At 45.1% G+C, this 17,269-nt stretch carries 11 protein-coding genes and 1 pseudogene; 8 read left to right on the top strand and 4 right to left on the bottom strand.

Annotated features, from left to right (window positions below; translation table 11 throughout):
- Positions 1-25: 25 nt before the first annotated feature.
- From MD535_RS20600 to dhaR, 4 genes are all read left to right on the top strand, one after another.
- Entirely contained in the window at positions 26-1,075 is a 1,050-nt protein-coding gene (locus MD535_RS20600) for a TRAP transporter substrate-binding protein (RefSeq protein ID WP_265676903.1), read from the top strand.
- A 112-nt stretch (positions 1,076-1,187) separates the two neighbouring features.
- Positions 1,188-3,206: an alpha-glucosidase gene (locus tag MD535_RS20595; protein ID WP_265676902.1), complete on the top strand. Its 2,019-nt coding sequence runs from the start codon at positions 1,188-1,190 to the stop codon at positions 3,204-3,206.
- Positions 3,207-3,412: 206 nt separating this feature from the next.
- Complete coding sequence (locus MD535_RS20590; RefSeq protein ID WP_265676901.1) at positions 3,413-3,562, top strand: hypothetical protein; 150 nt, start codon at positions 3,413-3,415, stop codon at positions 3,560-3,562.
- A 328-nt stretch (positions 3,563-3,890) separates the two neighbouring features.
- Positions 3,891-5,816 (top strand): dihydroxyacetone kinase operon transcriptional regulator DhaR, encoded by a 1,926-nt coding sequence (gene dhaR, locus MD535_RS20585; protein WP_265676900.1) that lies wholly within the window; start codon positions 3,891-3,893, stop codon positions 5,814-5,816.
- 75 nt (positions 5,817-5,891) lie between these two features.
- Here dhaR and MD535_RS20580 read toward each other — a convergent pair whose 3' ends face one another.
- Positions 5,892-6,974 carry a glycerol dehydrogenase gene (locus MD535_RS20580; RefSeq protein ID WP_265676899.1) on the bottom strand — a complete coding sequence of 361 codons (1,083 nt, stop codon included), beginning with the start codon at positions 6,972-6,974 and terminating at the stop codon, positions 5,892-5,894.
- Positions 6,975-7,322: 348 nt separating this feature from the next.
- Between MD535_RS20580 and dhaK the strand changes: the two genes are divergently transcribed.
- The 3 genes from dhaK to ptsP are packed head-to-tail and all read left to right on the top strand — an operon-like array spanning position 7,323 to position 11,433.
- Entirely contained in the window at positions 7,323-8,381 is a 1,059-nt protein-coding gene (gene dhaK / locus MD535_RS20575) for a dihydroxyacetone kinase subunit DhaK (protein WP_265676898.1), read from the top strand.
- Positions 8,382-8,395: 14 nt separating this feature from the next.
- The gene (gene dhaL, locus MD535_RS20570; protein WP_265676897.1) at positions 8,396-9,031 is read left to right on the top strand and encodes a dihydroxyacetone kinase subunit DhaL; all 636 of its coding nucleotides are present in this window, start codon (positions 8,396-8,398) and stop codon (positions 9,029-9,031) included.
- A 2-nt stretch (positions 9,032-9,033) separates the two neighbouring features.
- Positions 9,034-11,433: a phosphoenolpyruvate--protein phosphotransferase gene (gene ptsP, locus MD535_RS20565; RefSeq protein WP_265676896.1), complete on the top strand. Its 2,400-nt coding sequence runs from the start codon at positions 9,034-9,036 to the stop codon at positions 11,431-11,433.
- Between the two features lie 132 nt (positions 11,434-11,565).
- On the opposite strand, the gene hpfH is transcribed toward ptsP, so the two are convergent.
- On the bottom strand, positions 11,566-12,519 hold the full coding sequence (gene hpfH / locus MD535_RS20560) for a (2S)-3-sulfopropanediol dehydratase activating enzyme (RefSeq protein ID WP_265676895.1): 954 nt from the start codon (positions 12,517-12,519) through the stop codon (positions 11,566-11,568).
- A 70-nt stretch (positions 12,520-12,589) separates the two neighbouring features.
- Complete coding sequence (hpfG, locus tag MD535_RS20555; protein WP_265676894.1) at positions 12,590-15,121, bottom strand: (2S)-3-sulfopropanediol dehydratase; 2,532 nt, start codon at positions 15,119-15,121, stop codon at positions 12,590-12,592.
- Between the two features lie 461 nt (positions 15,122-15,582).
- On the opposite strand from hpfG, the gene MD535_RS20550 reads away from it, so the two are divergent.
- Entirely contained in the window at positions 15,583-16,323 is a 741-nt protein-coding gene (locus MD535_RS20550; protein WP_265676893.1) for a sulfite exporter TauE/SafE family protein, read from the top strand.
- Between the two features lie 153 nt (positions 16,324-16,476).
- On the opposite strand, the pseudogene MD535_RS20545 reads toward MD535_RS20550, so the two are convergent.
- Positions 16,477-17,269, bottom strand: a pseudogene (locus MD535_RS20545) (diaminopimelate decarboxylase family protein); the annotation flags it as partial.

Genomic DNA, 17,269 nt, shown 5'->3' with positions numbered 1-17,269 from the left:
CTTATAAAGATAAAAGGAATATAGAATGAAAAAAACACTACTTGCCGTTGCCGCCACAGCCATACTCGCTTCTAGTGCCGCTTATTCAGCGGACTACAAATTGACGGTACCTCATGTTTCTAACCTTGATAGTTATAACCATCAATCGTTATTGGTGTTTAAAAACTTTGTAGAGTCTCGCTCCAACGGTGCAATTGAAGTTGATATCTATCCTTCAGGTCAGCTGTGTGGTACCGCGAAAGAGTGTATTGCAGGGGTTCAAGCAGGGATGTTTGATTACTTTCAAACAACTATTCCAGAACTAGCGAACTTTTGGCAACCAGTGGGCGCATTTGATTTACCTTACATGCTACCAAATGACCGTGTTGCTGAGTGTGTGTACGATAACGAAGCGTTCGTTAGCGATATTCGTGGTGAACTGCTGAAAAGAGCACCTAATGTACGTCTAATGATGGTATCGAACTCTGGTGGTTGGCGTAATATTGCGACAACCAAGAAGCAGGTAACCACACCTGATGATGTTAAAGGGTTAAAACTTCGTACTGTTCCTGCACGAATCCAGCAAGAGCTGGTTAAAGAGCTGGGTGGCTCGCCAACACCAATCTCTTGGCCTGAAGTCTATACAGCACTTTCGACGGGTGTTGTTGATGGCACGAAAAACGGCATTGTTGATATTGTTCAAAACAAATTCCATGAAAGTTTAGATTACATCATCCTTGATGGTCACGCGTACATGGGGGGAGCTTGGGTGTTCAACGATATGAAATTTAAATCCATGTCTGATGAGCTAAAAGCCGTTCTTATCGATGGTGTAGCCGCGCAAAACCAGTACCTACGCGCGTATCCAAAACATAAAGAATTTGAAGCATATGAACAGTTCCGCAAAGCTGATGGTACGATCTATAACCCAACAGCGGCAGAACGCGCTGAATTCAGAAAAGTCGCAGGCCCAGTTAAGGATTACTTCTTAACGACGGCTGGCAAAGAAGGTGAGAAATGGCTGCAACGTTTTGAAAACGAGATCAAAACGTGTGAAGCGAAAATTGATGCTGATTACAAAGTTCAGTTCAAGTAAATCCTTATTTTCTTAATAAATAAGAACAAAGAATAGGGCGCTTTGGTAACCCCATCGCGCCCTCCTTAAAACTATTTTAGTTCAGGCTTTTTGAATTACATGGGTAACTGAGATGAATTTAATCGTTACAGAGCAAGGCTTTTCCTTGCAACACAAAGGTCGTACCGTTATTGAACATAGCGTATCAACTCCCGCTATCTATCTGGGAATCGGTGAAGGCAATTTTGATATGTATCGTGGTAACTTCGATATCACAGATTATGTGACTGAACGCTTAGCGTTACGTCAATTTAAGGTTGAAACCTTCTCTAATGAAGGAAAAGAGTGTCACTCCATTGGATTTTACTTTGATGGCAAAGAAGTCATCAAGATGATTGTCGGCGAGACAAAAGAGTCACGCCTGAAAGCAGAATTTGAAGCGATCGACAAGCGCTTTAACCGTTTCTGGATGCGAGTGTCAGCAACAGAAGAAGAGCGTGTATTTGGTTGTGGTGAACAGCTGACGTATCTAAATCTACGCGGCAAAAATTTCCCACTTTGGTCGTCGGAGCCGGGTGTGGGTCGTAACAAGAATACTTATGTGACGTGGCAGGCTGATATACACGACAAAGCCGGCGGCGATTACTACACCACAAACTACCCACAGCCGACTTTTGTGTCAGACAAGAAGTACTTCTGCCATTTAGAAACAACAGCGTATGCCGATTTTGACTTTACTAATTCGGACTTCCATGAACTGCAAGCATGGGATATTCCTCAGTATATTTTGTTTGATGCCGAGGATAACTACCCGCAATTGATGACAAACATTACCGGGGTATTTGGACGACAGCCTGAAATGCCAGATTGGGTCCATGATGGTGTAATACTTGGCATCCAAGGTGGCACAGAGATCACCGTAGCAAAAGTTGAGGCGGCTAAGAAAGCAGGTATTAAGGTAGCCGGCGCTTGGTGTCAAGATTGGCAAGGTATCAAGATGACGTCGTTTGGCAAACGCTTGCAATGGGATTGGCAATGGAATAAAGACCTATACCCTAAACTGGACAGCAGAATTCATGAGTTAAAAGCGCAAGGAGTGCGTTTTCTTGGCTACATTAACCCCTATGTCCTGGAAGATTTTCCGCTGTATGATGAAGCGCAGGCGAAAGGGTATTTAGCGACGCAAGAAGACGGGTCGAAGTACGTTGTTGATTTTGGTGAGTTCTATTGCGGTGTGGTTGATTTTACGAGTCCTGAAGCATGTGAATGGTACAAAGGTGTTATTAAGAGCAACATGATCGACTTCGGCCTAGATGGTTGGATGGGCGACTTTGGCGAGTATCTTCCTACAGACTGTTCATTGAGTAATGGGGTGAGCGCTGAAATTGAGCATAATAAATGGCCTTACCGTTGGGCGAAAGTTCAACATGAGGCTATCGAGGAAGCCGGTAAAACGGATGACATTCTGTTCTTTATGCGTGCTGGTGGCACCGGTATCCAAGGTTATTGCCATACGTTGTGGGGCGGAGACCAGTCGGTAGATTGGTGTCTTGATGATGGCCTAGCATCCGTGATTCCAGCGGCACTTTCTTCTGGTTTGATGGGGAATGGGATCCACCATAGTGATATTGGTGGCTATACGACATTACATGGGATGAAGCGCACGAAAGAGCTGTTCCAACGATGGGCTGAAATGGCGGCGTTTACGCCGATCATGAGAAGTCACGAAGGAAACCGTCCTGGCGATAATCATCAATACGACTCAGACGCAGAAACCATGAATCATTTGGCGAAGATGACCAACGTATTTGTTCATCTTAAGCCTTATATCAAGGATGCCGTTGCGCTGAACGCGCAAGAGGGTGTGCCTGTTCAACGTCCTTTGTTTATGCACTATGAGGCAGATGATGTGGCTTACGAGATCAAGTACCAGTATTTATTTGGCCGCGATATTCTTGTTGCCCCTGTCTATAACCAAGGTGAAACCGTGAAGCGCTTATATCTGCCAAACGATACGTGGATTCACGCTTGGAGCGGTGAAGTGTTCGAAGGTGGGTGGGTTGACGTTGATGCCCCGATTGGAAAACCGGCAGTATTTTATCGACAGGAGTCTTCTTATCGACCATTACTTGATGGGATTAAATGTCTATAATTACAACTAGTTAGAATACAGTTATCATTATAGTTAGAATATAATTTGAAGCCCTGCCGTAGTGCAGGGTTTTTTTGATTTGTTTTAAGTTACATATGTAGACAATAAACAACAAAAAGTGACAGCTTGTGGTTGACGAAGCTCACAAAAGAGTGCAAAATTGCGACATAAATCACAGGTTATTACGCAAATTAAAAGGTACTATAATGAACAACTCAGCAACCATGACGTTAACTCAGCCCGCACAAATCATTGATTCAAAATCAAAAGTTATTCTTCGTGAAACCTTATCTTTAGTGAAAATGGCCGCATCGATAGCGGTACCTTTACTATTACTTTCTCTAGCTTGGGTTTAACACTAAACGTCACGCACACATGGACGTGCGAATTCTCTGTTCTCCGCAGTAAAAAATTTAAAAGCCTTCCTTTTTATATGATCCTAGATTCTAGTGCTGCTTAGGTCACACAGCGTAATACTTAAGGGTCAAATTGCTGTTAATACACAGCAACTCTGACCAAGATCAGTGTTATATAGATTAGTTTTGTTACTCATTCAGGCTGTGAATGCGATCACTCTCCTAACGGGTTTAAGTCAGTAAAATAAGTCATCTGCTCAATGCAGCACATCATGCGCACTACTCATTTCTGTCTCAGATTATCGAGACGAACAATTCTGGTTCATCAATGCTTTCTATAGAAGATAATAAAAAGAAGTGGGAGTTTTTTCAGAAACACCACTGGGTGTCTCCCGAATTTATGCTATCTCCCATCTTAGAGTCGTGGGAGCGCTGTGCTAAACAGTCCAGTCCCTATAATTGGTCAAAACCTCATGTTGCTTCAGGGTATACATTAAAGTCTTTAATCAAGCGTAATGAGCGGGTTATCAGTTGTGCCACTACCGTCATTGAGGATACTTATGATCTTCTTAGAGACGAGGCGGTCATTTTATTTGTCACAGATGACAGTGGCTGTGTGTTGTTTACCATTGGGCATGATGATTTGCTGCGTGAAGTGAATGAGTTAGGCTTTAAAAAAGGCTGCTTTTTTTCTGAAGGTAAAGTAGGCACTAACGCGATTAGCTTAACACTCAATACGCATATGCCTGCAGAAGTATACGCTGCGGCGCATTTTAATCGCCATTTACATCCTTATGCGTCGACCGCCGCGCCAATCTTTGACACCTTAGGTCGTTTGAGAGGCACTATTTCATTACTTAAACGAGCAAAGGAATACAGCAAAGAAAATCACGTGATTATTTCTTCCTGTGCTAAAGAAATTGCCTTACAAATTCATATTCAAAACGAGCAAGAAAGCATGAATCGTTTACTCAATGCACACAATGCAACGCTTGAGTGTATGGATGATGGATTGTTGGCCTGGAACGATGAAAATCGGATTACGATGGCTAATCATCAGGCTGAGCGCTTGCTTAAATTCAAAACGTTGGATGTGATTGAAAAAGACATCTTTTCGGTGGTTCGTTTTGCACCCACTATTTTGCGCAGTATAGAAGACAATAATACTATTCGTCGTAAGCAAACAACGGTAGAGATTAGCGGTGAATTCGTTGAAGCGATTATTACTCTTCGGCCGCTTGTGGATGGGTCTAAATTATTGTTTGTGCACCCGATTGATAAGATAAGAGAACTGGCGCAGCAACAAATCGGGGGGAGCGCCAAATATACCTTTGCTAACTTGAACGTTCAATCTAAAGGTATGAAGCATATCATCACGGTTGCCAAGCGCGCTATAAAGTCCAAGTCTCCCATCCTTATTACTGGTGAAGAAGGGGTAGGAAAGTCCGATTTGGCCATGGCTATTCATAATGAAAGTGATCAAAAAGACGGGCCGTTTATAAGTATTAACTGTCGTTCCTTGACCTCAGAAGCCATGATTCGCGAGATGCTCGGCTACGATGATGAAGATGGGCATGGGCTGCCTTCTAAATTTGAACTCGCCCATAATGGCACTTTGTATCTGGAGAAGATTGAGTACATGAGCCCTGAGCTTCAGGCTGTGATTCTAAAGTTACTTAAAACCGGCTTGGTAAGCCGAAGCGATAGCCAACGCTTAATCCCAGTGGCTTTTCAGCTGCTCACCAGCACGACATCTGATATTAGTGAGTATGTTGCCCAGCGCTCTTTTGGCCGCCAGTTGTACTATGAAATCTCATCAAATGAGCTCAATATCCCACCGCTTAGAAAGCGGAAAGAGGACATTGAGCATTTGGTGATGATGATGATCAGCAATTATGAAAAACGTCATAATGTCGCCGTTACCATAGAGCGAACCGTGATGGAGGCTCTAGTTCAGTTTAATTGGAAAGGAAATAACTCTGAACTGAAAAGCCGAATGGAACGAATTCTTCTTAATCGTAGTGCCAATATGATTACCCTCGGCGATATTCCTGAAGAGATTAAGTCGGGTGCTAATGACAGTGCAGCTAAAAATGGCAAACACATATTGACGCTAGAAGACGTGGAAAAAAAAGCCATTATTCAAGCGTGGAACATGTTTGATGGCAAAATGCAGGATATGGCGAAGGCCTTAAATATCGGTCGAACAACGTTATGGAGAAAAGTCCAGAAGTATGGACTGGATGATCTCTGAAAGATTTTTAATTCTTATTCGTGTCATGAATAAAGGCTAGCATTTGCTAGCCTTTTACGTGTTACCAATTCATGGTTACTGCCCTAACTGGTGTGCAGTCAAGATAGCGGCAAACACACTGTCCGCAGTTACCGGGAATGGCATGTTGTGAATCGTCTCACCCTCTGCTGTTGCTCCTTCGGCGACTTCGAACAGCTTGTTTTTGTTGATTTCTTTCACGCCCATGTCGAATAGGTTAGTTGGTAGACCGACTTCTTTACAGAAGTTGAGCACCGTATTGATTTCTTCCATCGGTGCATTCTCGAGCACAAGCTGCACAAGAGTACCAAACGCGACTTTTTCACCGTGGTAGAGGTGATGACATTCTTCAAGCTTCGTCAAACCATTATGAATAGCGTGCGCCGCGGCAAGGCCCGAACTTTCAAAACCAATACCACTTAGATAAGTGTTTGCCTCAATGATATTCTCAACGGCTGTGGTACTTACCCCATTCTCAACCGCGACTTTAGCTTTTAGACCATCTTCTAGGAGTGTTTCGTAACACAGTTTTGCCAACGCTTGAGCTGAGCGTGTGGGTGCGCCACCAGCCATTGTTGGTTTGCCAGAAGTCATGTTTGCACGAGCTTCGAAGTAAGTTGACAATGCGTCACCCATACCTGCTACGAGTAGACGAACCGGAGCTCCCGCGATGACTTTCGTGTCCATGACCACCATGTCTGGGTTTTTCGGGAACAATAGGTATTCTGCAAACTCGCCTTCAGGCGTGTAGATGACAGCCAGTGCGCTCGTTGGCGCGTCTGTAGAGGCGATCGTCGGTACCACGACGACAGGGATCTTGGTGAAGAAAGCAACCGACTTAGCGGTATCTAGAGTTTTACCACCACCAATACCTATAATGACGTCGTTTTTCTGAGTGGCACAGATATCAGTCAGTCGGTCAATTTCAACGCGTGAACACTCACCGTTAAACACATCCATCGCGAGCGGCATCTCTTGTTGAGAAAAACTTTCTTTTACTGTGTTACCCACTAGATCGGTAACGAATTCATCAGCGATAGCAAGTGGGTTTGCACCGAGTGCTTTTACATAGCTAGCGATAGCGCCTAATACGTTTTCACCCTGAACATATTTGCTCGGGCTAATAATTATTTTGTCCATTTTTTCAGACCTTCTGTTAATGGTTATTTTTTGTTTCAACGTTGAGCCCATAATAGGTAGAAAATCTTCATTTACTAAGCCATTCCCAAGTGTGAGTGTCGTTTTTATGACATAGCTAGCAAAGCGTGGTTTATCAAGATTATGGTCGGTATTTATACCTTGGAGTAGATCACTAAAAGCTTTTAATATATGGGTTTGTGTTTCAAAGTGGAACAATAAAAAAAGTAAAACGTTTCAATGTGAAACATAAATTATTTTCGTTGTTGCCGACTGTTTTGTTCATATGATGTATTAAAAGTTACATAAATCCAATTAAACGAACATTAAAATTACAAAAGAGAAAAAGGTATGAAAAAGCTAATCAATAGTGTTGAAGACGTTGTAAAAGAGCAAATGGAAGGGCTTGCTGCCTCTCGCCCGCAATTAAAAGCCAACTACGAACCACGTTATATGTGGCATGAAGAAACCCCAGGGCAAGTTGCCCTTGTTTCAGGTGGCGGTGCAGGTCATGAACCTCTACACGCCGGCTTCATTGGTAAAGGGATGTTGACGGGGGCTTGTCCAGGTGAGGTGTTTACGTCACCAACACCAGACCAAATGTATGAGTGTGGCAATCAAGTAAACACGGGCGAAGGCGTATTGTTCTTCATTAAAAACTACACTGGCGATGTATTGAACTTTGAAACAGCTGTGGAGCTGCTTCACTCTGATGGGATTAAAGTTGGCTCAGTGCTGATTGATGACGATGTAGCGGTGAAAGACAGCCTCTATACCGCTGGACGTCGTGGCGTTGCTGGTACGGTACTGGTTGAAAAGATCGTAGGTGCCGCTGCCGATAAAGGGGATTCGCTAGAGAAATGTGAAGCGCTGGCACATCGTATTAATAATAACTGTCGCTCATTCGGTGTGGCCCTTGATGCGTGTGTGGTTCCAGCTGCAGGCAAACCGTCATTCCAGCTTGCTGACGATGAAGTGGAGTTTGGTGTTGGCATTCACGGTGAGCCGGGTATTGAGCGCATAAAATTCACGAGTGCTGATGAACTGGTTGACAAAATGTTCCTAGAACTTAAAGAAAATATTTCATACAGCCGCACTTTACGTCTTTGGAATCGTGTGGAAGGCGAGTGGGATGAAGTTGAGTCAACGGTTGAAGATTTCGTTACTAATCATGACTACATCGCTATTGTCAATGGGCTTGGTGCAACGCCTGAATCTGAGTTGTACGGTGTCTACAACCGTCTGGCTTATAACTGCGAGAAAGAAGGGTACCGTATCGCCCGTAACCTGGTTGGTAACTATTGTACATCGCTGAACATGGAGGGTGTTTCTATCACACTTCTTAAAGCGGACAAAGAGATGCTAGAGCTGTTTGACGCTCCGGTAGATACAGCAGCAATGAAGTGGTAGTCGAGGAGAAACAGATGCAAATTGAAAAACAACACATTATCAACTGGCTAGAGCTTTGCGCCGTATCGTATGAAGAGAATCAAGATTTTCTAACGGATCTAGATCGTGATATCGGTGACGCTGACCATGGCTTAAACATGAATCGTGGCTTCAAGAAGGTGAAAGAAACCCTGCCAAAGGTTGAAAAACAAAACATTTCAACCATCTTGAAAAACACGGGTATGACGCTGCTTTCCAGTGTTGGCGGTGCCAGTGGTCCATTGTACGGTACCCTCTTTATCCGCACGGCAGCTTCTGTGGGCAGTCGCGAGTCATTGACCTTCCAAGAACTGATTGATGATCTTAAGAGCGGTGTAGATGGTGTTATCTCTCGCGGTAAAGCTGAGCAGGGCGACAAGACGATGTGTGACGTCTGGCTACCCGTGCTCAATGAGATGAAAACGTCTTTAGAAAACGGCACGAGCCCAGACCACTTACTTGATGAAATGGTTGAAGTGGCAGAAAAGAGCGCAACTTCAACAATTGAAATGCAAGCGAGGAAAGGGCGCGCAAGTTATCTAGGTGAGCGTAGCATTGGTCATCAAGACCCGGGTGCAACGTCTTCACTACTCATGATCAAAGCACTAAGACAGGCAATAGCAGGGAAGTAAGCATGGTAGGCATTGTAGTCGTATCGCATAGCCGCCTATTAGCCGAAGGAGTGGCCGAATTGGCCACTCAAATGACGCAAGGCAAAGCTAAACTCGCGATCGCAGCTGGGGTCGATGATCCTGAAAACCCAATCGGCACAGATGCCATTGCGGTAATGGGCGCCATTGAAGAAGTGTGTGACCAAAATGGTGTAGTGGTGCTGATGGATCTTGGTAGTGCACTATTAAGTACAGAAATGGCACTTGAACTGCTAGATGATGAGATTCGCAACAAAGTCGCATTGGTTTCAGCCCCGATTGTTGAAGGGACGATGGCTGCGTCAGTGGCTGCGGCTGCGGGGCTATCAATTGATGCGGTTATCGCAGAAGCAAGCAGTGCGCTAGATGTGAAAAAAGAACACCTAGGTGAAGAAATAATAGCCGTTGAAGCGGTTGGGGTTCCTGACTGCATCGTGACTGATACTCACGCGTTGACCTTTAAGTGGCTTGTGAAAAACCCTCACGGTATTCATGCCCGACCCGCCGCGGCCATTGTAGGTTGTGTTGCCCCATTCTCTTGTGATGTTCAGTTAGAGAAAGCAGGGCAACAAGTGAGTGCAAAGAGCCTTAACAGTATTGCTAAACTTGGTGTGCGATGCGGTGACGAAATCACCTTTTACGCCAGTGGCGCAGAGGCGCAACAAGCATTAGATGCGTTTGTTGTTCTGGCGAATCAACATTTTGGTGAAGCAGAGCAAGTCGAAAAAGGGATCGATAACAGTAATGAGTCTGGCGAGGAGCCAATCATCGACACTGATATCGAAGGGGCACTGGCGGGTATCAGTGTGAACGGCGGCATTGTGACCGCACCAGCGATTATCTTCATCCAGGAAATGCCCAATGTTCCAAATCGCGATTTTGTTAACGCCGAGCAAGAAGTTATCAAGGTTGAACGAGCAATTTCAGAGGTTAATCAGCACCTTGAAGCTCAGGCTAAATTTCCGCACGGTGACATTTTTGCTGCCCACGCCATGATGCTTGCCGACCCAGAAATTGCGATGCAAGTTGAGGCAAAAATCGCAGCTGAAGTCATTGCTGAGCAAGCTTGGTTAGAGGTCATGACGGCGTTAGCTGCTCAGTATCAGGCTGCTGACAGTCAGTACATGCGTGAGCGTGAAGCGGATGTCTATGACATCTGCCGCCAGGTGATGATCGTTTTAACCGGTGAAAAGCCTAAAGCGATTACCATCAACGAACCTAGCGTGCTTCTTGCTCGAGATTTGATGCCTTCTGATGTGGCAGGTCTGGATAAGTCGAAAGTGGTGGCGATCTGTTTAAGTGAGGGTGGGAAAACCTCTCACAGTGCAATCCTTGCTCGTGCTATGGGTATTCCAGCCGTTGTCAAAGTGCAAGGTTGCCTGGAGCAGGTAAAAGCGGGCGATGAAATAACCATTGATGGCTTTAGTGGCTTACTTTGGTTTGCGCCGTCAAAGGCGGTGCAAGAAGAGCTTAATGGCAAACGACATGAATGGTTAGCGGCCCAAGAGTTGGCATTGCAACATGCACAAACCAAAGCTGTGACACAAGATGGTATTGAGATTCAAGCTCTTGCCAATATCGGTGGACCTGAAGATATAGAATCGGCGCTTGAAAATGGAGCTGAAGGTGTAGGGCTGTTTCGCACAGAGTTCTTGTTTCAAGACAAAGCCGAACTGCCGACAGAAGAAGAGCAATATGCGGTTTACACACAAATTGCTCGTGCGTTTGGCGACAATCCAATCACGATTCGAAGCCTAGATGTTGGCGGTGACAAGCCTTTGGCAGCATACCCTATGCCTGAAGAGGAAAACCCGTTCTTAGGTCAACGCGGTGTTCGCCTCTGCCTAAAGCATGAAGCGTTGTTTGCAACTCAATTGAGAGCGCTCATTAGAGCTCATGCAGCACAGCCGAACATCCAATTGATGATTCCAATGATTGCGACTGTCGCGGAAGTTCGGGCGGTAAAAGCGTTAATTGCAAAACAGTGTAAAGCGTTAGGAGTCGAGCAAGCGGGGCTATCCGTTGGTATCATGATTGAAGTTCCTGCGGCAGTATTTAATGCCGATGCATTGGCGGCGGAAGTGGATTTCTTCTCTATTGGTACGAATGATCTGACTCAATATGTGATGGCGGCAGACCGAGGGAATACCGAGGTGTCTGAGTTGGTCAACTATTTTGAGCCAGCGGTACTAAAGGCGATTGAATTGACGATACAGTCAGCCAATAAAGCGGGTATTTCAGTCAGCATGTGCGGAGAAATGGCGGGGGACGTCAAAGCGACTCAGTTGTTGATGGCACTTGGCCTTCGTAAGTTCAGTGCCAGCTCAACCTTGCTGCCAGCGTTGAAGCAAACCGTTCGTGCGCTTGAAGCTGTTAGTGCCTAGTACTTAGAGCAACTTGGCAATGAGAAAAGCCCAAACTTTTTCAGTTTGGGCTTTTTTATTGATGCCATTGTTGTTGAGTGAAACGCGAAACGACAAGTCTCATCACTTGCCTTATCGTTATACAACGGGAGATTAATCGCCTTTTTCTTTGGTCCCTACCGTGCAATGGACCCCTCGTTGAATGAAATACTCCGCGATCTGGTTGACCCGTGTTTGAAAGGTTTGACGTTCAAACTTCAGATCCTTCATTGGATAGGTGAGCCCTAATGAATGATATTTTTCCTCGCCAAGGCGCATAAAGCTTAGAAGTTGCAGCGTTTTCACTTTTCCATTCAATTCATTGACGATGAAATCAGCAGTGGCCTCCATATTGTCATCGTCATCGTTTATCGATGGAATGACTGGGATCCTTAAAATGACCTCTTTATCGAATTGAGACAGGGCTTTTAAGTTGTTGAGTATCTTTCGATTATCGACCCCTGTGTGCTGTTTATGACGTTGACTGTCCATTAACTTGATATCGGAAATAAACAGGTCGGTAAAAGGCAGTAGTTTTTCAATTCGATTCCAATTGGCGAAGAAGCTCGATTCGACACAGGTATGGATGCCTTCTTGTTTACAGAGCTTAAAGAGCTCTAACACAAAGTTACTTTGTAATAGAGGCTCGCCGCCTGAAACGGTCACGCCACCTCCAGAACGTTGATAAAACCCTTTGTCTTTTCGGATCAGTCGCATACATTCATCAATGGACATGGATTGCCCCCATTGTTTGATGGCTTCTGAAGGGCATTCGTCCGCACAAGCAAGGCATGACGAGCATTGGTCTCGAGCTACTTTTTGAACGCTGGCATCGGAAAAGATAAGCGCATTAGGGGAAGGACAGACATCAAGACACGAACCACAGTGCTGGCTGGTGATGCATTTGTTATGAAAAACACCGACTTCGGTGCGTCGGTTAAAGCTCTCGGGGTTTCCACACCAATCACAGCGCAGCGGACATCCTTTGAGAAAAAACTCAGTGCGAATACCCGGACCATCGTGCAGGGTAAATCGTTGTACGTTTAGAACGGTTGCTAGGTTTGACACAAATAACCTCGGTATCGTGGGTAGGTGGGCGCAAAGCACCCACCTCATTGACACTATTAGTGTGTGTTGACTAGAACCTAAGTTCTGTTCGCTGAATTAAGTCGTCTTGCAGTGGTTTGCCAAGTTCGACGAAGTAAGCGCTGTATCCCGCGACACGAACCAACATATCTCGATAAAGTTCAGGGTTCTTTTGCGCTGATTTCATTTTCTCAGAGCTCATGATGTTGAACTGAACGTGCATGCCTTGTTTGGATATGTATTCGTCAATAAAGCTGCCAAGTATGTCTCTCCCCTCAATGCCTGATACCGCATCTTCAGGGAATCTGAGGTTGAGTAGCGTGCCGTTAGTCGCGAGACTGTGATCAACTTTGGTCACAGAATTCACGATTGCGGTCGGGCCGTGAATATCATGAGAGCCTCCAGCGGTATGAACTGGTCCCATGTTGTCAGAGATAGGCTCTTTGTTTTTACGGCCATCAAGCGTGGCATTGGTATAAAGTCCCATCCCTACATTGGCATTTACGGTATACACCCCTGGGCTAAATTTACCGCCTCGTGGGTTCTCTCGTCCTTTGATATGGCGACAGTAGCACTCAAACATAAACGCAAATAGCGCGTCCGCTTCATCAATATCGTTGCCATAATGAGGGATCTTCGAGCTATTGATGAGCGCGTACAGCTTTTCGTAGCCCACCCAGTTATGTTTAACCGCATCGAGAAGTTGGGCGCCGGTGTACTTCTTATCGTCAAAAACTAACTTTTTAATTGTGGCTAATGAATCGGCGCAGGTCGCGATTCCAGCCGCTTGTGGCGCCGTACCATTGTATTTCGCACCTCCAGCGGTCATATCGCGCCCTGACTCAATGCAGCCTTCGAAGAACGCTGAAATGTAGGGGGTTGGTTTGATCATTCGATGGATTTTGTCAGTGACGTTTAGACAGCTACACAACTGATCACACCAATACGCGAACTGCTTGTCGACACTGGCCAATACCTCATCAAATGTCTTGTAGGTTTCCAAGCTGCCAGTATCGGGCCCCAACTGCATACCTGCATTTGGGCCCGAAAGAATGCGGCCGCCATTGATGACCATTTCCATCATTTTTGCGGTGTTGACATACCCCGCGTCAAGCCAACCGTGCTCTTTACCGGGAATGGTAGGTTCAACACAACCGACCACGGCATAATCACGAGCTTCTTGTAATGTGACACCTTTTCCCTGCATGGCTTTAATTGCTGGACCGTCATTGAAGAGCTTAGGGTGTCCGTAACCAGCACGGATACACTCGATGGTCTTGATTTTTAGCTCGTAAGGCGTGTTTTCATGCATCCTCAAACAAACCCAGGGATTCATCATTCTGGTATGCGCGGAAGCTTCTAGCATTAGCATGGTTAGGTCATTGGTGGCGTCTTGCCCGGCTTCGTCAACGCCGCCTATGGTAAGACTTTCTCCGCCAAAACCACGCCCATTACGCACTTTCACCGTGCCTTTGTCTTTTAACTTCGTTGGGTTGTTCATTTTGACATAAAGCACTTCAATCAATTCGAGAATGAAGGCTTTTGGCACACCACGTTCGTTGATGTCTTTTTGATAAAAGGGCAATAACCACTGATCCATACGACCATAAGAAATGGAATGACCATTCCCTTCAATTTGAGTGAGTGTGACTGCAAAGTTAAATAGCTGGACCGCCTGCCAAAAGCTCTTTGGAACACCTCCGGAAATCTGATAGCAGTTCGTTGACATCGTTTCTAGTTCTTGTTTTCTTATCGGGTCGGACTCTTCTTTAGCCAACGTGTTGGCAAGACTTGCATAACGCGAAATGTACGTTTTTGCTGCTTCAAGCGTGATAATGGTTGCTTTGTAGTAATCTCTCTTGTCACAGAAGTCAGGGTCTTGTTTTGATAATTTGGAAAATGACGTTCTTGTCTGCTCTAAGATCCCATCGTAGCCCAGCGTCATAAGCTTTTTGAAATCCATGGCAAAGTGACCGATGCCAGCAAAATGATAGTTGTTGGTTTGAAATACTTTCTCTCCCATATGGGAGCCTTTCTTTTGGTCTTCATCCAAATGTGCAGTGATGATTTCGTTGGCACTTTTCCCTTTCCAATACGCACATAACTCGAGGATTTCGGCTCGATCCTCATCATTGCGAATATAGAACTGGTCGTTACTGCGCTCCTCAAACGGGGCATGCGTGATCTCGTCAATGATCCAGTCCGCTGAAAACTCGGGATAGATCGGAGAGGCCTTAGCGGGCGCCGCGATCTCACCCGCGATTAAGTCTTGTTCGTAAATGTATAAGGTACTGTGATGAAGAATGTTTTCAAACGCGTAGGCGCACTGGAGTATACGAGGTACTGCTTCGTATCTTTTATACGCTTCAGTGACCAACCGAAGCCTTTCAACGTCAATATCGTAGGATCGATTGAGGAAGGTTTGTCGTAAATAATTGACACGAGGGTAGGGAGACCAGTCTTCATGTCCAACCTTGTAGCCCAAACCATAGATCTTATCGAACTCGTCGACTCCTTTTGCCAGAGTATGACCGCTTGCCTTTATGCTAAATATGCTTTCATTTCCTGCTTGGAAGTTCTCCATTGTTTACCTCTCAAATTTTAAAGCGTTAATAATGTATGAAAATGATGAAATTCTTGGAGTCGTTTGTTGGTTACCCGTTTCGATAGAAAAGCGGATACTTTGGTCAAATTGAGCCAAGGGCGACCAGATTGACGACGGCTTTCTTGCTGATTACCTAAGCTCTTGCTGGTTATCTAAGCTTTTGCTGATTATCTAAGTGGAATGGTCCAAATTAACCGCCTATGGGAGGGTCTTACGTTAGGACAATATCTAAAATTGGTAAGTGAGCTAGGTGCAAATCATATTGTTTGGTGTTTGTATGAATACTTACATTATACGAAGGGTTTTAAGTATATCTGAGAAAAATATCACAAGTGTGAAAGTAAATTTACATAAAACAACAAAATGTGACATGCATAATGGTTATTTAATCTGTGGAGTTTATAGTGTGCTTAACCTTCTTCCGCTAAGTAATAGGACATATGGACACCACTTTACTATTCGTTTCGCTGATCATTGCATTGGCTGGCTTTACTCAAGGATTGACGGGGTTTGGTTCGGCACTTGTGTCAGTACCACTACTCTCTTTTATCGTTGGCGCGCAAACTGCTGTGCCAATTGCTGGGATTTTTGGCTGGTTAGTCACGCTACCGATCGTGTGGAAAATGCGTCATTCTATCCAAAGACAAACAGGGCTAATTCTTTTTGCTGGTTCTGTGCCTGCATCTTTTGTTGGCGCAAAACTGTTGGCCACTATGCCTTCTCATTACATTCTTTTAACGATGGGAGTGGTGCTAGTTGCTTCTAGCTTACATTCATTGCTCTCCACTAAACCTTTGTTTAAGAAGACATCTATTCCAGTGACGGTGGGAGCGGGTTTTACTTCTGGCGTTTTGGGGGCAAGCGTAGGTGAGTCAGGTCCTCCCGTTATCGCATATACGTCAATGCAGCCGTGGACGGCTGATCAGACGAAATCAACATTAGCGTTTTTCTTTATGTTGCAAATGATTGGTGCCAATGTCAGTTTTTGGAATGAAGGGCTGATCACCGCAGAAGTTTTGTCGTTGGTGATGTCTGCAATGCCTGCGTTTATCATTGGTTTAACGGGCGGCATGATTGGCTATCACTTTCTGCATAAATACAAAATTGATTACCATCGAATTGTTCATATTTTCTTGTTAGTGATTGGTTGTATGCTGGTGGTAAAAAATGTTCATTTTTAACAAGTGTTGCTATGTAGGTATTGACTTGGAAAATCTAAGGGACTTATCGGAGTGAACTCATTCTTCATTGAATACCTACACGCAAAAAAGCGCCCATTGGGCGCTTTTTATCATAAGTTCAGTACGTCGTGTTAGTACTGATCGCTAAGTGACTTACTTGGTTTTTTTCGCTGCTTTTGCCGCTTTTGCATAGCTAGGCGTTTTGGCTACTTTGCGCTTAGATGGCGCTTTTTTCGCTGCTGGCTTCGCCATTTTCTTTTCAATCTCAGCTTTTGCTTTTACAAAACGCTCTGGAAGGATTTGCGTGGCAAATACGTCTTCTACTGTTTCAGCACGTTTGATTAGCTCAGCTTCGCCGTCTTTAACCAGTACCGTTGCAGGGCGTGGCAGTGAGTTGAATTGGCTTGCTTGAGACTCTGCGTAGTGACCCACATCCATGATAGCAAGTACGTCGTTTGGTACCAGCTTAGGCATGCGTGCGCCGCTTTCCCAAATAGATGGGATGCAGATAGGGCCTGCGATTTCAGTGGTTCTATCAACAAGCGGTTGTGTCATCTTGTTCGCTGGAAGCACTGGGTTTTTAGACTCTTGAGATTCCACTAGCGTTGCTAGGTAAGTCGACGCGTCCACCATGGTGTACGTGTAGTCCATCTCTTGGTCATCTTTCACTACGTAAACAGACGTCAGTAGCGTACCGATGTTACCTGCAATGTAACGGCCAGGCTCTAGCCACAGTTGTGGGACTTCAAAGCCTTCTTTGTTGAACTCTTCAAGCATACCGGCACACACGATTTTCGCGTAGTCTTCGATAGTGTTTGAGTTCATCATGTGCTCTTTGCTACGACACTCTGGCTCACGCTCACGTGGCCAACCGCCGCCTAGGTCACATTGGAAAGGTTGCACGCCACACTCACGAGAGATCTCAATGATGTTACGTGCGTATTCA

This window comes from Vibrio qingdaonensis (assembly GCF_026191675.1).
GTDB classification, from domain to species: Bacteria; Pseudomonadota; Gammaproteobacteria; order Enterobacterales; family Vibrionaceae; genus Vibrio; species Vibrio qingdaonensis.
Note: the sequence above shows the minus strand (reverse complement) of the source record. Positions and strands in the feature narration are given on the sequence as shown.

Excerpts from the sequence above, each read along its gene's own strand:
- MD535_RS20600 (WP_265676903.1), top strand. The coding sequence starts at position 26 with ATGAAAAAAACACTACTTGCCGTTGCCGCCACAGCCATACTCGCTTCT.
- MD535_RS20595 (WP_265676902.1), top strand. The coding sequence starts at position 1,188 with ATGAATTTAATCGTTACAGAGCAAGGCTTTTCCTTGCAACACAAAGGT.
- MD535_RS20590 (WP_265676901.1), top strand. The coding sequence starts at position 3,413 with ATGAACAACTCAGCAACCATGACGTTAACTCAGCCCGCACAAATCATT.
- dhaR (WP_265676900.1), top strand. The coding sequence starts at position 3,891 with ATGCTTTCTATAGAAGATAATAAAAAGAAGTGGGAGTTTTTTCAGAAA.
- MD535_RS20580 (WP_265676899.1), bottom strand. The coding sequence starts at position 6,974 with ATGGACAAAATAATTATTAGCCCGAGCAAATATGTTCAGGGTGAAAAC.
- dhaK (WP_265676898.1), top strand. The coding sequence starts at position 7,323 with ATGAAAAAGCTAATCAATAGTGTTGAAGACGTTGTAAAAGAGCAAATG.
- dhaL (WP_265676897.1), top strand. The coding sequence starts at position 8,396 with ATGCAAATTGAAAAACAACACATTATCAACTGGCTAGAGCTTTGCGCC.
- ptsP (WP_265676896.1), top strand. The coding sequence starts at position 9,034 with ATGGTAGGCATTGTAGTCGTATCGCATAGCCGCCTATTAGCCGAAGGA.
- hpfG (WP_265676894.1), bottom strand. The coding sequence starts at position 15,121 with ATGGAGAACTTCCAAGCAGGAAATGAAAGCATATTTAGCATAAAGGCA.
- MD535_RS20550 (WP_265676893.1), top strand. The coding sequence starts at position 15,583 with ATGGACACCACTTTACTATTCGTTTCGCTGATCATTGCATTGGCTGGC.